Source organism: Sphaerisporangium sp. NPDC051011, from assembly GCF_040653595.1.
GTDB lineage: Bacteria > Actinomycetota > Actinomycetes > Streptosporangiales > Streptosporangiaceae > Sphaerisporangium.
In genome coordinates, this window is the sequence record NZ_JBFAGG010000001.1 from 875,240 (window position 1) to 890,565 (window position 15,326).

Below are 15,326 nucleotides of genomic sequence, written 5' to 3' on the forward strand. Positions count from 1 at the left end.
CCCCGGTACGGGCCCGGGCGTCCGCCCTTGGAGGGCGCGCCAGCGGGCCGTCAGCCGCCGACGGTGGATGAACCGTGCTGCACCCTCGCATAGGCCGCATACGGTCACACCGGCCCCTGCCGTCCCCGCGACGTGCGGGTGGGGCACCGGCGAGCGCCGGTGCCCCACCGGGAATGGGTCTGTGCGGCGTCAGCTGCAGCCGCTGGTGCTGCCGCAGCCCTCGCAGACGTAGCAGCTGCCCGCGGGGCGCATCTTGATGCCGCAGGTCAGGCACAGGGGGGCGTCCGCCGTGTGGCCCTGGTGGCTCTCCAGGGCGTGGGCGGTGCCATTCTGGCGCGACGACGGGGCGTGCGTCTCAGGCGCGGGCAGGACGGCGGGCCGCGCTTCGAGCTTCTCCTCGATCGGGGCCGACTGGGCGAGGGCCGCCGTGTCGATGACCTCCTGCGGGGCGCCCGGATCCTCGCCGCGCTGCTGCGCCGCGCGCTCGGCCGCCGAGAAGACCCCGAGCGCCGCACGCTCGGCGTACGGGAGGTGGTCGAGGGCCAGACGGCGGAAGATGTAGTCCACCACCGAGGCGGCCATGCGGACGTCCGGGTCGTCGGTGATGCCGGCCGGCTCGAACCGCATGTTGACGAACTTGCTGACGAAGGTCTCCAGCGGGACGCCGTGCTGCAGGCCCACGGAGATGGCCACCGAGAAGGCGTCCATGACGCCGGCCAGCGTCGACCCCTGCTTGGACATCTTCAGGAAGACCTCGCCGAGGCCGTCGTCGGGGTACGACGACGCCGTCATGTAGCCCTTGGCACCGCCCACCGTGAAGCGGGTGGTCGTGCTCGGGCGCTGGTTCGGCAGCCGCCGGCGCTTCGGCCGGGGCACCTCGACGATCTGGAGGATCGGCTCGGCGGCCTTCGCCTCGGTCTTCTCGTCGGTCTTCTTGGCGATCGACAGCGGCTGGCCGACCTTGCAGTTGTCGCGGTAGACCGCCAGCGCCTTCAGGCCGAGCTTCCAGCCTTCGAGGTAGACCTGCTCGATGTCCTCGACGGTGGCCGACTCGGGCAGGTTGACCGTATTGTGGTTCATGATCCCGTTCGCCACGAATGCATGCGTCTCCGGGACAGAAAGGTCGTAAACCTCGACCTCCCCAGCATCCACCACCTGAGTCACCGGCGAGAAGTGCAGGTCAACGTCAAGAACCTGCCGCAACCAGCTCGGCAGTTCCACACCTGGCAGGGTGGAGATCCGCTCGAGAGTGTCCCTGGTGACCTGCTTGGTGCGCGGGTCCAGCAGGAAGCCGAACTCGCTGCGCCAGCTTCGCACGCCATTCCTGCCCGGCTTGCCTAGAGGGATCATCTCGTGGAGTTCCCGACCGGTGATACCAGGGATGACGTCAGCAGTTCCCTGCCTGAATTCCATCCGGAGGTAGTCCGCGGCCCGCTCCGCCTTGTCCGGCTCCAGGAAGTGCACGAGACTGACCAGCAGCTGTCCCTGCCGACCAGCGGCATAGACCTCGTCGTAGTCCTTCCCGTTGACGCTGTTGTGCTTCGTGACCCGCCCGTGCACGACACCCAGGTTGGTGAGGACGGCCTGAAGATCGTCCAAAAGTTCAGGGCTGTCGAGGCAGATCCCCCACTTGGCAGCTGTAGCAGTCGTGACATAGGCGTCCAGCCAGAGCCCCTGAAGGAAGGCGTGGACCATCGGCCACGGCGAGCGCAGAACCGGGTCAGGAATGCGCTTGTCGGAGGCATTGCTCCCGCAGCCGAGCGCCTGCATGAATTCGACGATCGTCTTTGAGGCGACCACGACTCCAGGGCACTTGCCAGGGGCACGCGTGATGCGTGCCTCGACTCCGAAGACGCTCATCCATGCGTCTTTGATCCGGTGCAGCACTTCGTCGACGGAGTTGGTGAGGACAATCGTCCAGTTGCTCCTGGAGATATGCCCCTCGGAGGCGTAGGCACCGAGAAGGAAGGCGAGATCTTCAGTCATCTCCTCGGGAAGTGTGACGGCCTTCTGGTTGCCGTATGCGGCGGAAACCCTGACGTGACGAAGACTGGCGGGCACAGCCGACCACATCATCGCGCCGTACTGTACGGCCACCTGGTCGCCCTCGGCGATCTCACCCAGAGTCTTCCAGACAAGCCCTCCCTTCTGTGCGGTCAGCAGACGGTGTGGGAACGTGCCCGTGATCGCGTGCCCTGACCGCAGACGGACACGACGCACCGGGCGAACGCCGCCGTAGTAGAAGGCGTCAGTCTTCCGGTAGCCGTCCAGCGAGGCGATCTCCAGCCGCTCTGCACGGAATGTGTCCTCGGCTTCCCCCTCGTAGAGGCTGCCGATCCTGACCAGACCCTCAGAAGAGGCGACAAGCGTCTCACCTGTGACGCACTTGGAAATGGCCCCCGACAGGAACGGCTGGGTGGCCGCCATCATGCGGACGTGGCCCATCGGGGCGATCGCCCGCTCGCCCATGGCGCAGTCGAAGACCTCGTAGTGCTCGTGCTTGAGACCAGGCGCGTCCATGACGTGGCCGTACTCGGCGATGTAGTGGACAATGGCCTCGACCTGCTCGGACTGGTAGCCGAGCTGCTTGAGCGCGCGCGGGATCGTCTGGTTGACGATCTGCATCGACCCGCCGCCGACCAGCTTCTTGAACTTCACCAGCGCCAAATCGGGCTCAATGCCCGTAGTGTCACAATCCATCATCAAACCGATGGTTCCAGTCGGCGCGAGCAATGAGGCTTGTGCGTTTCTATATCCGTTTTTGTCCCCGAGGCGGAGGCACTCCTGCCACTGCCGGGTCGCCTCGGCGAGGATCGGCTTGTCGAGCGCGTCCGTGCCACGCAGAGCGTCGTTGGCGGCGGCGTGCTTGCGCATGACCCGCTTGTGCGGCTCGGCGTTGCGCTTGTACCCGTCGTACGGGCCGACGATGGCGGCCAGTTCGGCGCTGCGGCGGTAGGACACGCCCGTCATCAGGCTGGTGATCGCGGCCGCCGCGGCGCGGCCGCCGTCGGAGTCGTAGGCGTGGCCGGTGGCCATCAGCAGCGCGCCGAGGTTGGCGTAGCCGATGCCGAGCTGGCGGTACGCGCGCGTGGTCTCGGCGATCTTCTGGGTCGGGAAGTCGGCGAAGGTGATCGAGATGTCCATCGCCGTGATGATCAGCTCGGTCAGCTTGACGAAGCCGTCGACGTCGAAGCTGTCGTCGTCGCGCAGGAACTTGAGCAGGTTGATGCTCGCGAGGTTGCAGGAGGAGTTGTCCAGGTGGACGTACTCCGAGCAGGGGTTGGAGGCGGTGATACGGCCGGTCTCCGGGCAGGTGTGCCAGTCGTTGATGGTGTCGTCGTACTGGATGCCCGGGTCCGCGCACTCCCAGGCCGCCTGGGCCATCTTGCGGAACAGCGTCTTGGCGTCGACCTGCTCAATGACCTCGCCGCTCAGCCGGGCGCGCAGGCCGAAGCCCTCTCCCACCTCGACGGCGCGCATGAACTCGTCCGACACCCGCACCGAGTTGTTGGCGTTCTGGTACTGGACGGAGACGATGTCCTTGCCGCCGAGGTCCATGTCGAAGCCGGCGTCGCGCAGCGCGCGGACCTTGTCCTCCTCGCGCGCCTTGGTCTCGATGAACTCCTCGATGTCGGGGTGGTCGACGTCGAGGACGACCATCTTGGCGGCCCGGCGGGTCGCCCCGCCCGACTTGATGGTGCCGGCGGAGGCGTCGGCGCCACGCATGAACGACACGGGCCCGCTGGCGGTGCCGCCACTCGACAGCAGTTCCTTGCTGGAGCGGATGCGCGATAGGTTGACCCCGGACCCGGACCCGCCCTTGAAGATCACACCCTCTTCCTTGTACCACTCGAGGATGGACTCCATCTGGTCGTCCACGGCGAGGATGAAACAGGCTGAAACCTGCTGGGGTGAGGCGGTGCCCACGTTGAACCAGACCGGGGAGTTGAAGCTGAAGATCTGGTGGATCAGCGCGTGCTTCAGCTCGTGGTCGAAGATCTCGGCGTCCTCCTCGGACGCGAAGTAGCCGTTCTCGCGCCCGGTGCGCGTGTAGACGCCCACCACGCGGTCGACGAGCTGCCTCAGGCTCGCCTCGCGCTGCGGGGTGCCGACCGCGCCGCGGAAGTACTTGGTGGTGACGATGTTGGCGGCGTTGACCGACCAGAAGTCGGGGAACTCGACGCCCCGCTGCTCGAAGTTGATCGAACCGTCCCGCCAGTTGGTCATGACGACGTCGCGGCGCTCCCAGCGCACCTGGTCGTACGGGTGCACGCCGGGCGTGGTGTGGATGCGCTTGATCTTCAGGCCCTTGGGGGCCCGCTTGCCCCCGCGCCCCACTGAGCCACTCACCGTCTCCGTCATGATCTACCCCTTCCGGGACCCCGTGGAGCCCTAATGTTCGGAACACATCCGCGCGCCGGTCGCATCCCCTGGCACCCGGGTCTCGGCGGATTTCCCGGCCTTCCCCGCGCCTTCGACCCGCCTGGTGTGTTGGTCGTCTCTGAAGTGTTCAGTCTTGTCCGGCGCCCCGGGAGGCGCGGAGCTGCTCGATCTCTTCCTCGAAATCGGCGAGGGTCTCGAAGCCCCGGTAGACGGAGGCGAACCGCAGGTAGGCCACTTCGTCCAGCTCACGCAGCGGGCCGAGGATCGCCAGCCCGACCTGGTGGGAGGCGATCTCGGCCGAGCCCGTGGCCCGGATGCTCTCTTCGACGCGCTGGCCGAGCTGGGCCAGCGAGTCCTCGCTGACGGGGCGCCCCTGGCAGGCGCGGCGGACGCCGGCGATCACCTTGTCCCGTGAGAACGCCTCGGTCACGCCGCTGCGTTTGCTCACCATCAGCAACACCGTCTCCTGGGTGGTGAACCTGCGCCCGCATTCGGGACACGTGCGGCGCCGCCGGATCGCCGCGCCGTCCTCGGTCGACCGGCTGTCGATCACCCGGGTATCCGGGTGGCGACAGAAAGGACAATGCACGTGTCGCCTCTCTTTTCTCGCGTTTCCCACTAGTTACCCGGTCGACGGCCCCGCGAATGGGGAGGTCCGAGGGTCGAGCTCGGGGAAAGTCCGCCCCAGGTTTCCGTATTCGCCCCACGCTCGCGAGCCCTTTCCGGATTAACCGGAATAGGCTCGCGCACGCACTGCGGATGCCCGCAGTACGCCGACGGAAACACAACCTATGGGTGACCGACAACGGTGTAAGTACTAGATGTTGTGGTCCAACCGTAGGAGTGACGCACCCATGAACGCAAGTTGGCGAGCCGCCCGACCGGAAACCGGCCGCCGATCAGGGCGAACGGCCGCGCCCCGGCGTGTCGCGCCCCAGCCCAGAGTCGGCGGCCGGACGCGGGCCTCCGGACGGATCTCGCGCGCGAGATCGCTCACCTGATCGACTTTCCGGCCTCGCGGGCATAAGATCACGAAAGTCGAACACGATATCGATCGAACTCCCGTACGATGTCGTGCGTCGGCCGGCCACAGAGTTCGTAATCTCTCGAACAGTTGTTTGATGACGATCTTCAACGGCGATATTGTCGCTGTGTGCGACGTCGGGAATACGGACGGGGAGCCGGCCGGGCGGGCATGGCGTGACGTGGCGGAGCGTCCCACGGGCGCCCGGCGATGAGGAGTTGAACATGAGCGAGCAGGAAGAGACGGGCACGGTCGTCACCGACCTTGCGGTGCGCAGGCGTGACTCCCTGGGCCTCACCCCGCGGCAACGCAAGATCCTTGAAGTGATCCGCGATTCCGTGCAGCAGCGCGGCTATCCCCCGTCGATGCGCGAGATCGGCGAGGCGGTCCAGCTCACCAGCACGTCGAGCGTTTCCCACCAGCTCACCGCGTTGCAGCGCAAGGGCTATCTTCGCCGCGACCCGCACCGGCCGCGGGCGCTGGAGGTCCGTCTGCCGGGCGAGCCCGCGCTGTGGGTCGACCCGGTCGGCCCGGGCGAGGAGGAGCCGCTGGTGAACCGCCCGACGGCCGCGTTCGTGCCGCTGGTGGGCCGCATCGCCGCCGGTGGCCCGATCCTGGCCGAGGAGCGCGTCGAGGACGTCTACGCGCTGCCCAGGCAGCTCGTGGGCGAGGGCACGCTGTTCCTGCTCCAGGTCGCCGGCGACTCGATGATCGACGCCGCCATCGCCGACGGCGACTGGGTGGTCGTGCGCCAGCAGCCGGTGGCCGACAACGGCGACATCGTCGCCGCCATGATCGACGGCGAGGCCACCGTCAAGACGTTCAAGCGCAAGGACGGCCACATCTGGCTGGTGCCCCACAACCCGAACTACGACCCGATCCCGGGCGACGAGGCCACCGTGCTCGGCAAGGTAACGGCGGTCCTCCGCAAGCTCTGACCCTGCCTTCCGGCACGCTCCGCACCAGGGCCTTCGAGGAGCCGGCCACCGCATGCCGCCGTGTCCCGCTCCCGGCGACCCGCGCGCTCCCCGGCCGCCGCGTCACGAACCCGCCTGAGCGTCACCCAGAGGTGACCGCTCAGGCGGGTTCAGCTCGTTTCGCGCCAGGAAGCCGTGGCGGCTCAGACCGTCCCGTCCCAGGACCGTCCGATAGCCCGGACGGTTCGCCGATGACGTCCGATCCGCTCAGGGGACGATGTTGACCAGCTTGGGCGCCCGCACGATGACCTTGCGGGGGTCACCGGACAGGTAGGCCCGCACCTTCTCCGACCCCAGGGCCAGCGCCTCCAGCTCGTCCGCCGAGATCGACGGCGAGACCTCCAGCCGGTCCCTCACCTTGCCCGCGACCTGCACGACGCACGTGACCGACTCCTGCACCAGCAGCGCCGGGTCGGCCGCCGGCCACCCGCCGTGCGCCACCGTGGGGCCGTGCCCGAGGCGCTCCCAGCCTCCCTCGGCGCAGTACGGCGCGACCAGCGACAGCATGACCGCCAGGGCCTCGGCGGCCTCGCGCACGGCCGGATCGGCGGCGCCGGGACCGGAGTCGATGGCCTTGCGCGCGGCGGAGGTCAGCTCCATCATGCGGGCCACGGCGACGTTGAAGCGGTGGGACTCGATCAGGCGGGTGACCTCGTCGATCGTCCTGTGCGTGACCTTGCGCAGCTCCAGGTCGCCGGTGACGGCGTCCACGCCGGGCGCGGAGGCGGCGCCCGCCTCGGCCATGACGCGGAAGGCCCGGGCCAGGAACTTCTGCGAGGCGGCCGCCGACAGGTCGGCCCAGTCGATGTCGTCCTCGGGCGGGCCGGCGAACACCATGGTCAGGCGGACGGCGTCCACGCCGAAGCTGTCGATCTGCTCGCCCAGGTCGACGCCGTTGCCCAGGGACTTGGACATCGCCTTGCCCTGGTTGATCACCTGGCCCTGGTTCAGCAGGCGCAGGAACGGCTCGGTGAAGTCGACCATGCCCATGTCGTGCAGGACCTTGGTGAAGAACCGCGAGTACAGCAGGTGCAGCACGGCGTGCTCGACGCCGCCGACGTACTGGTCGATCGGCCCCCAGCGCCGCACCCGCTCGACGTCGAACGGGCCGTCCTCGAAGCGGGGCGAGCAGTACCGCAGGAAGTACCACGAGGAGTCGACGAAGGTGTCCATCGTGTCGGTGTCGCGCTGGGCGGGGCCCGCGCACTTCGGGCACTCGACGTTGACCCAGTCGGTGGCGCCGGCCAGCGGGGAGACGCCCTTCGGGGCCAGCGCCTCGCCGCGCAGGTCGGGCAGCGTGACCGGCAGCTGGTCGTCCGGGACGGGGACCTCGCCGCAGTCGGGGCAGTGGATGATCGGGATCGGGGTGCCCCAGAACCGCTGGCGCGACAGCAGCCAGTCGCGCAGGCGGTAGTTGACGGCCGCGTCGCCGGTCTCGCGCTCGCGCAGGATCTCGGTGATGCGGGCGATGGCCTCGACCTTGGACAGGCCGTCCAGCGGGCCGGAGTTGACCAGCGTGCCCTCGCCGGGGGTCGCGACGCCGGTCTCGCCCGGGTCGGCCAGTCCGGTATGGACGACGACCTGCACGGGCAGCTCGAACTTCAGCGCGAAGTCCAGGTCGCGCTGGTCGTGAGCGGGGACGGCCATGATCGCGCCGTGGCCGTAGTCGGACAGGACATAGTCGGCCGCCCAGACCGGGATGCGCTCGCCGTTGACCGGGTTGACGGCGTACGTCCCCAGGAAGACGCCGGTCTTCTCCTTGTCGGTGGCCAGGCGCTCGATGTCGCTCAGCTTGGCGACCTCGGCGCGGTAGGCCTCCAGCGCCGGCAGCTGCTCGGGCGCGCAGACCTCTTCGGCCAGCGGCGCGTCGGCGGCGACGACGAAGAACGTCGCGCCGTACAGCGTGTCGGGGCGGGTGGTGTAGACGGTGACGGGCTCGTCGCGGCCCTCGACGCGGAACCGGACGTCGGCGCCCTCAGAGCGGCCGATCCAGTTGCGCTGCATGGTCAGCACGCGCTCCGGCCAGCCGCCCTCCAGCTGGGCCATGTCGTCCAGCAGGCGGTCGGCGTAGTCGGTGATGCGGAAGTACCACTGGGTCAGCTCGCGGCGCACGACCTCGGTGCCGCAGCGCTCGCAGCGCCCGGCGACGACCTGCTCGTTGGCCAGAACGGTCTGGTCCTTGGGGCACCAGTTGACCAGGCCGCCCTTGCGGTAGGCCAGGCCGCGCTCGTAGAAGCGGTTGAACAGCCACTGGTTCCAGCGGTAGTACTCGGGGTCGCTGGTGTGCAGGCGGCGGGACCAGTCGAAGGAGATGCCGTACCGCCGGAACGAGGTGGCCTGGGTCTCGATGTTGGCGTACGTCCACTCGGCGGGGTGGGCGTTGCGCTTGATCGCGGCGTTCTCGGCGGGCAGGCCGAAGGAGTCCCAGCCGATGGGGTGCAGGACGTTGTAGCCGCGCTGGATCCAGTAGCGGGCGACGACGTCGGCCAGGGCGAAGACCTCGCCGTGGCCCATGTGCAGGTCGCCCGAGGGGTAGGGGAACATGTCGAGCAGGTATTTGCGGGAACGCTCGTCGGCGGCGTCCTCACCTGCCCGGTAGGGGTCCAGTTCCTCCCACCGCGACTGCCACTTCGCCTGCAGCGCCTGCGGATCGTACTGCTCGTCACTCACGGCCCATGTCCCTCGGTTGACTCGGCGTGGATGGCTCGACCAATAAAAAACCCCCCGTGTCCACGAGGGGCAGCCGCGGCGACCGGTCTCAGCTCGGCCGACGCGGCCCGCCAAGAAGCAAGGTCCCGCCACGCATAGCTCAAGGGTAGCGCAGCCGACAATCTGTCTTCCTACCGTTTGTGCGGCACCCCCGCCGACTCAGGGGGAACCCCGCAGGAAACAGTCACACAGCGACCCAACGATGATAGATCCGTTGTGACCTCATATGTCCCTTTAGTTTACCCTTTTCGCCGTGGTGAACTCGTTCGAGCGGGAGCGCGGCCCGCAATTCCCCCAAGAGGGCCTGCCGATGCAGGATCCGCCGACCGATCCGACCGGGCTCCGGCTGCCGGAGGCTTTCTCGCATTCTCCTGCGAAGACCCCCGCTTCACATGAGATCATGCCCAGCACCCCCAATCCGGGCATGATGTCGGGAGGTTCGCCAGCAATGGCTCCTGAGCAGACCAGCCGGCCTACGCACCCCCCGGCGTGGCCTGAGAACCCTCCCGCGTGGCCCGACATGCCACCACCCCCGCCGCCGCCCTCCCCTTCGGTCTTCGACCCCCGGCCCACGGGGCCACAGGCGTACGAGTCCCGCCCGACCGGCCCTCAGACCTACGAGCCCCGGCCCACCGGCGCTCAGGGATACGAGGCCCGCCCGACCGGTCCCCAGACCTACGAGGCCCTGTCCACGGGGCCCCAGGGGTACGAGCCGCCCGGCGGATCCCGGCCGCAGGCCGCGTCCTACGTACCGGCCGGCACCGAGACCACCATGCGCGTCTCGGACCTGCAGGCGGCTCCGGGCCGGCCGAACGACGGCCCGCAGGGTCCCGCGCACCCGGCCCCCGCGCACCCGACCCTCTGGCAGCAGGCCCCCGGACACAAGCCCGCGCCCGCCTGGCCCCCTCAGGGACAGCAGCCTCAAGGGCACCAGCCTCAGGGGCAGCACCCGGAAGCACAGCAGCCTCAGGGGCACCAGCAGGGGCAGCACCAGCGTCCCCCGGCTCCCCCGCAGGCGCCCATCGACCCGTACAAGCCGTTCGTCACCGCCGGGCAGATCAGCGGCCCGAAGACCCCGCCGCCCGAGCGCCAGCAGGAGCTGTGGAACACGGTCTTCGGCGAGAACTACGACGCCATGGAAGAGGACTCCGACGACGGCGAGGGCGGCAGGCGCGTGTGGCTGCTCGCGCTGGTCGCCTCCGTGGTGGTCGCCCTGGTCCTGGCCCTGGTGTGGGCGTTCCTCGCCGGCCCGCTCAGCTCGGCCTCCGGCGACGCCGGCGCCGCGGCGAACCCCTCGGGGGACGCGGGCCGGAGCACGGCGAAGGCGTCGCCCTCGCGGACGCAGGCGAGCACCAAGCCGCAGTCCATCCGCAGGCTTCCGAAGTACCCGGGCGAGGCGTCCCCCCGAGCGGGCGTCCTCACCGATGCGGAGTCGGCCATCACCATGGCCAGGCTCGGCGGCCCGTGGCGGCTGGACTCGCGCACCGAGCACGTCCGCTCGACCTACGGCTTCGCGACGCGCCAGTACGTCGCCGCCGGGACCGACGAGTCGGGCGCCCCAGCGTTCGCGCAGGTCATGACCGGTCCGCTGGCGAAGGGGCTGGCGGCCAAGTACTCGGCGGACGACCCCTCCGACCTGACCCCGGTGATCAGCGCGGTCGCCTTCTCGGCGCGCAACAAGTTCTTCCCCGAGGGCAACAAGGTGGTGAAGACGGCCGAGCAGCGCGTGTCCGCCGGTGGCCGTCCGGCGCGCCTGGTGGCCTACGAGGTGCTCGCGGGCGGCGCCAAGACGACGCTGGTGGTGGCCGCGGTGAGCACCGGCGCCGACCTGCCGGTGATCGTCTACATGTCCGTGCCGGACAGCAAGAAGGAGCTGCTGCCCGACGTCAACACGATCTTCTCGTCGATCCGCCCGGTGGCCGCCTCCTGAGTGAGGCCCGCGCGGGCGGTCAGCTCAGGCGGTAGCTCATGTGCTTGATGCCGTTGATGAAGTTGGAGAGAAGGTAGTCCGGCTCGCCCGTGGCGCGGATGCCGGGCGCGCGGGTGAACAGCTCGCGGAACATGACCGTGACCTCGCGCCGCGCCAGGTGGGCGCCGAGGCAGTAGTGCGGGCCGGGGCCGCCGAACCCGACGTGGGGGTTCGGGCTGCGGGTGATGTCGAAGACTTCCGGGTCGTCGAACACCGCCTCGTCGCGGTTGGCCGAGTTGTAGAACAGCAGGACCTTGTCGCCCTTGACGTAGTGCTGCCCGTTCATCTCGTGGTCGCGGGTCACCGTGCGCCGGAACTGGATCACCGGGGTGGCGTAGCGGATGACCTCCTCGACGGCCCCGGGCAGGTGGGCGTCCAGGTCGCCGAGCAGCAGGTCGCGCTGGTCGGGGTTGTCGGTGAAGAGCTTGAGGCCGTGAGCGATGGCGTTGCGCGTGGTCTCGCTGCCCGCGACGACGAGCAGGATGAAGAACGAGCCGAGCTCCTGGGCGGTCAGGTGCTCCTCGCCGTTGACGAGCATGCTGGTGAGGTCGCCGGTCGGGCGGGCCCGCCGCTCGCGGCCGAGGCCCCGGGCCAGGCTGTTGAGCGCGTGCCCGGAGCGCAGCAGGCGGGCGATTCCCCGGGCGACGTTCAGGCGGCTCATGTCGGGCCGGATCCCGGTGTACTCGACGTCGGCGTTGCCGAGGATGACGTTGGTATGCTGTAACACCATGTCCTGATATTTCGGCGGAATGCCCATCATGTCGCAGATGACCTGGACGGGCAGCCGCGCGGCCACCTGCGGGACGAAGTCTCCCGCGCCCTCGGAGATCGCCTGGTCGACGATCTCGCGCGCCGCCCTGGCGACGTCCTCCTCCATCTTCTGGAGGATCCTCGGGGTGAACGCGCGCGAGACGATCCTGCGCAGGCGCGCGTGCCGCGGGTCGTCCATGTTGATCATCGAGCCGAAGTAGACCGCGAGCCACCTCGGCATGTCGGGGATGCTGTTGGACGTCGGCTCGCTGCTGAAGACGCCCGCGTTGCGGCTGGCCTCGGTCACGTCGGCGTGCCGCACGAGCGCGTAGTAGCCCTTGCCGCCACCGATGAACGGGATGCGCTGCTCGGACATGAAGGCCGGCCTGTCCAGCTCGCGCAGGCGGCGGAAGGCGTCCGCGCGCTCCCGTCGCGGCAGCCCCCAGAAGGGCATGTCGGACAGGTCGATCTCCACCGCGCCAAGCGTCATCTGCGCACCTCCGGGTCCATGCTTCGGCGATCGTCCCCGCGCGTCAAGAGGACCGGATCAGATCGGCCGCCTTTTCGGCGATCATGACGGTCGGGGCCTGCGTGTGCCCCCGGTTGAGCGACGGCATGACCGAGACGTCGGCCACGCGCAGCCCTGGCACCCCGATCACCCGGAGCGTGGGGTCGACCACCGCGTCGTCGTCGATGCCCATCTTGCAGGTTCCCGCCGGGTGGTACAGCGTCTCGGCCGCCTCGCGCGCGTACCGGGCCAGCTCCTCGTCGGTCGTCTCCCCTCCGTACGGCCTCATCGGCCTGCCCGCGTACGGCCGCAGGGCCGCGGTCTCGAGCAGCGCCCGCGCCCGCTTCAGCCCGGCGACCAGGCGCCGGACGTCGGCCTCCGCGGTGAGGTAGCACGGGTCCACGACCACGCCGCCGCCCTCGGCGAGGATGACCCGTCCGCGGCTCTCCGGCTGCAGCAGGATGGCGCCGATGGTCAGGCCGTGCCCGGACGGCGGGGTGAGCCCGTGATCCACGAACGGCACGGGCGCGAAGATCAGCTCGATGTCGGGGGCGGGCTCCTCCGGCGAGGTCCTGAGGAAGGCGACTGCCTCGCCCACGTTGGAGGACAGCGGCCCGCGCCGCCCGAACAGGTAGCGCGCGAGGTTGCCGGGCGTCTCGGCCGTGGCGAGGGTCACCGGCACCGGGCACTCCACGACCACGCCGGCGGCGAGGTGGTCCATCAGGTTGCGTCCCACCCCGGGCAGCTCGTGCCGAGGCTCCACACCGGCCGCCCGCAGCTCGTCGGGGTCGCCGATGCCCGAGCGCATCAGCAGCCTCGGCGATCCGACCGCGCCCGCCGTGACGATCACCTCCCGGCCGGCGGTCACGCGCCTGCCCTCGCCGTACTCGACCCCGGTCGCGCAGCCGGTGCCGTCCAGCAGGACCCGGCGGGCCTCGGCGGCGGTCAGCACGGTCAGGTTGGGGCGGGACATGGCGGGCCTGAGGTAGGCGTCGGCGGCGCTCCACCTCCGGCCGCGGTCCTGGAGGACGGGGGTCTGGGAGAAACCCTCGTTGGAGGGGCCGTTCAGCTCCTCCAGCCGGGCCATCCCGGCCTCCTCGCAGGCGCGCAGGAACGCCAGGGTCGTCTCGTTGGGGTCGCGCAGCTCGGAGACCAGCAGCGGCCCCCCGGTGCCGTACACCTCGCCGCGGTTGGAGCCGACGCGCCGCTCCGAGCGCCTGAAGTACGGCAGGACCTCATCGTAGGACCAGCCCGGCAGGTTCCAGCCGTCGTAGTCGGCCCGGTGTCCGCGCACCCACATCTGCGCGTTGATGGACGACGACCCGCCGAGCGTCCTGCCCTGCGGCCAGTACAGCTCGCGGCCGGACATCTCCGCCTGCTTGGCGGTGGTGTAGTTCCAGTCGTGGCGGGTCTTGAAGAGCTTGGAGAACGCGGCAGGCACCCGGATCTCCATCCGCCGATCGGCCCCGCCGGCCTCCAGCAGGGCCACCCGCACCGCGGGGTCGGCCGAGAGCCGGTTGGCGAGCACGCAGCCCGCCACGCCCGCGCCGACGATGACGTAGTCGTAGTCCATTGGTGTCTCCGGGGTGTACGGCGGCCTTTCCCGTACTTACGCCGTTCGCCGCCCCGCGTCCACGCCTGTTACCGATAAGTAGCGTTACTGACGCCGTGCCGCGCGGGGGACGGCGGGGACACCGGTGAGCGGCCGGTCTTCCGGTGACCGGCCGCCCGTGACCGTCAGGGCCAGGTGAGAGCCGGCCGCAGCGGGACGCCCGCCTCGCCGTGCTCGCCCAGCTTGACGCCGAGCACCTGGTGGAGCTGCACCTTGTTGCGCTCGAAGCCGACGATGCTCCCCGCCATGTACAGCCGCCAGACGCGGGCCGTGCCGGGGCCGACCTCGGCGACCGCCTCGTCCCAGTGGTCGTCGAGGTTCTCGCACCACTTCTCGAGGGTCTTGGCGTAGTGCTCGCGCAGGTTCTCCTCGTGCCGGATCTCGAACCCGAGGTCCTCCATCTGGCGGATGAGGTGGCCCACCGACTCCAGCTCGCCGTCGGGGAAGACGTAGCGGTTGATGAAACCGCCCTTGTTGATCGTCCGCTCCGTGCCGGTGGGCCGCGTGATGCAGTGGTTGAGCATCCGGCCGCCGGGCTTGAGCTTGCCGTAGAGGAAGCCGAAGTAGCCCGGGAGCTGGTCCTTGCCGATGTGCTCGGTGAGCCCGATCGAGCTGACCGCGTCGAAGCCGGTCTCGGGCACGTCGCGGTAGTCCAGGTGGCGGACCTCGGCGAGCTCCGACAGCCCGGCCTCGGCGATGGCCTTCTGCGCCCACTCGGCCTGCTGGCGCGAGAGCGTGACCCCGAGGCCCTTGACGCCGTAGTGCTTGGCCGCGTGCATCACCATGCCGCCCCAGCCGCAGCCGACGTCCAGCAGGCGCATGCCCGGCTTGAGGTCGAGCTTCTTGGCGACCAGGTCGAACTTCGCGTACTGCGCCTCTTCGAGCGAGGAGTCCTGCTCGGGGAACACCGCGCAGGTGTAGGCCATGGACGGGCCGAGCACCCACTCGTAGAACGTGTTCGAGACGTCGTAGTGGTGGTGGATCGCCTCGGCGTCGCGCTGCTTGGCGTGACGGCTGCCGAGCCTGGCGAGCGCGCTGCGGCGCACCTCCTGCGGCGGCGGGGGGACCCGCATCAGCAGCGGCTTCAGGCCGAGCGAGCGCGCGACGGAGAGCTTCTCCTTCGCCGACATGTCGTTCAGCGTGATGCGCGCCATGCCCGACAGCAGGGCGTACATGTCCCCCTGCACGTCGATGTGCCCGGCGATGTACGCCCGTGCGAGCCCCATCTCGCCGGGCGACTGGGCGAGGTAGGCCACCGCGATGGGCGACTTCACCTCGATGCGCACGATGGCGTCCGACCGCCCGGCCTTGCTGCCGTCGTACGCGGCGAACGCGACGTTCGCCTCAGGCCCGACGATCTTCTCGAAGATCTGGGCGAGTGTCATCGAACCAAC

Annotated in this window: 8 protein-coding genes; 2 read left to right on the top strand and 6 right to left on the bottom strand. The window is 69.6% G+C overall.

Annotation, left to right across the window (positions count from 1 at the left end):
• Positions 1-189 precede the first annotated feature (189 nt).
• Positions 190-4,362: a vitamin B12-dependent ribonucleotide reductase gene (locus tag AB0H21_RS03825; protein ID WP_358511145.1), complete on the bottom strand. Its 4,173-nt coding sequence runs from the start codon at positions 4,360-4,362 to the stop codon at positions 190-192.
• A gap of 148 nt (positions 4,363-4,510) precedes the next feature.
• A complete protein-coding gene (gene nrdR, locus AB0H21_RS03830; protein ID WP_358511148.1) occupies positions 4,511-4,972 on the bottom strand; it encodes a transcriptional regulator NrdR in 462 nt (153 codons plus the stop codon).
• A gap of 659 nt (positions 4,973-5,631) precedes the next feature.
• On the opposite strand from nrdR, the gene lexA reads away from it, so the two are divergent.
• Positions 5,632-6,345 carry a transcriptional repressor LexA gene (gene lexA, locus AB0H21_RS03835; protein ID WP_358511151.1) on the top strand — a complete coding sequence of 238 codons (714 nt, stop codon included), beginning with the start codon at positions 5,632-5,634 and terminating at the stop codon, positions 6,343-6,345.
• Between the two features lie 246 nt (positions 6,346-6,591).
• On the opposite strand, the gene leuS is transcribed toward lexA, so the two are convergent.
• A complete protein-coding gene (gene leuS, locus AB0H21_RS03840) occupies positions 6,592-9,054 on the bottom strand; it encodes a leucine--tRNA ligase (RefSeq protein WP_358511154.1) in 2,463 nt (820 codons plus the stop codon).
• A 559-nt stretch (positions 9,055-9,613) separates the two neighbouring features.
• Here leuS and AB0H21_RS03845 point away from each other — a divergent pair.
• Positions 9,614-11,023: a hypothetical protein gene (locus AB0H21_RS03845; RefSeq protein ID WP_358511157.1), complete on the top strand. Its 1,410-nt coding sequence runs from the start codon at positions 9,614-9,616 to the stop codon at positions 11,021-11,023.
• Between the two features lie 19 nt (positions 11,024-11,042).
• Here the strand turns inward: AB0H21_RS03845 and AB0H21_RS03850 are convergent, their stop codons facing one another.
• The 3 genes from AB0H21_RS03850 to AB0H21_RS03860 all read right to left on the bottom strand — a co-directional run bounded on the left by AB0H21_RS03850 (position 11,043) and on the right by AB0H21_RS03860 (position 15,317).
• Positions 11,043-12,302 (bottom strand): cytochrome P450, encoded by a 1,260-nt coding sequence (locus tag AB0H21_RS03850; protein ID WP_358511160.1) that lies wholly within the window; start codon positions 12,300-12,302, stop codon positions 11,043-11,045.
• Between the two features lie 43 nt (positions 12,303-12,345).
• Complete coding sequence (locus AB0H21_RS03855; RefSeq protein ID WP_358511163.1) at positions 12,346-13,893, bottom strand: GMC family oxidoreductase N-terminal domain-containing protein; 1,548 nt, start codon at positions 13,891-13,893, stop codon at positions 12,346-12,348.
• A gap of 164 nt (positions 13,894-14,057) precedes the next feature.
• On the bottom strand, positions 14,058-15,317 hold the full coding sequence (locus tag AB0H21_RS03860) for a cyclopropane-fatty-acyl-phospholipid synthase family protein (protein ID WP_358511165.1): 1,260 nt from the start codon (positions 15,315-15,317) through the stop codon (positions 14,058-14,060).
• Between the last annotated feature and the right edge of the window lie 9 nt (positions 15,318-15,326).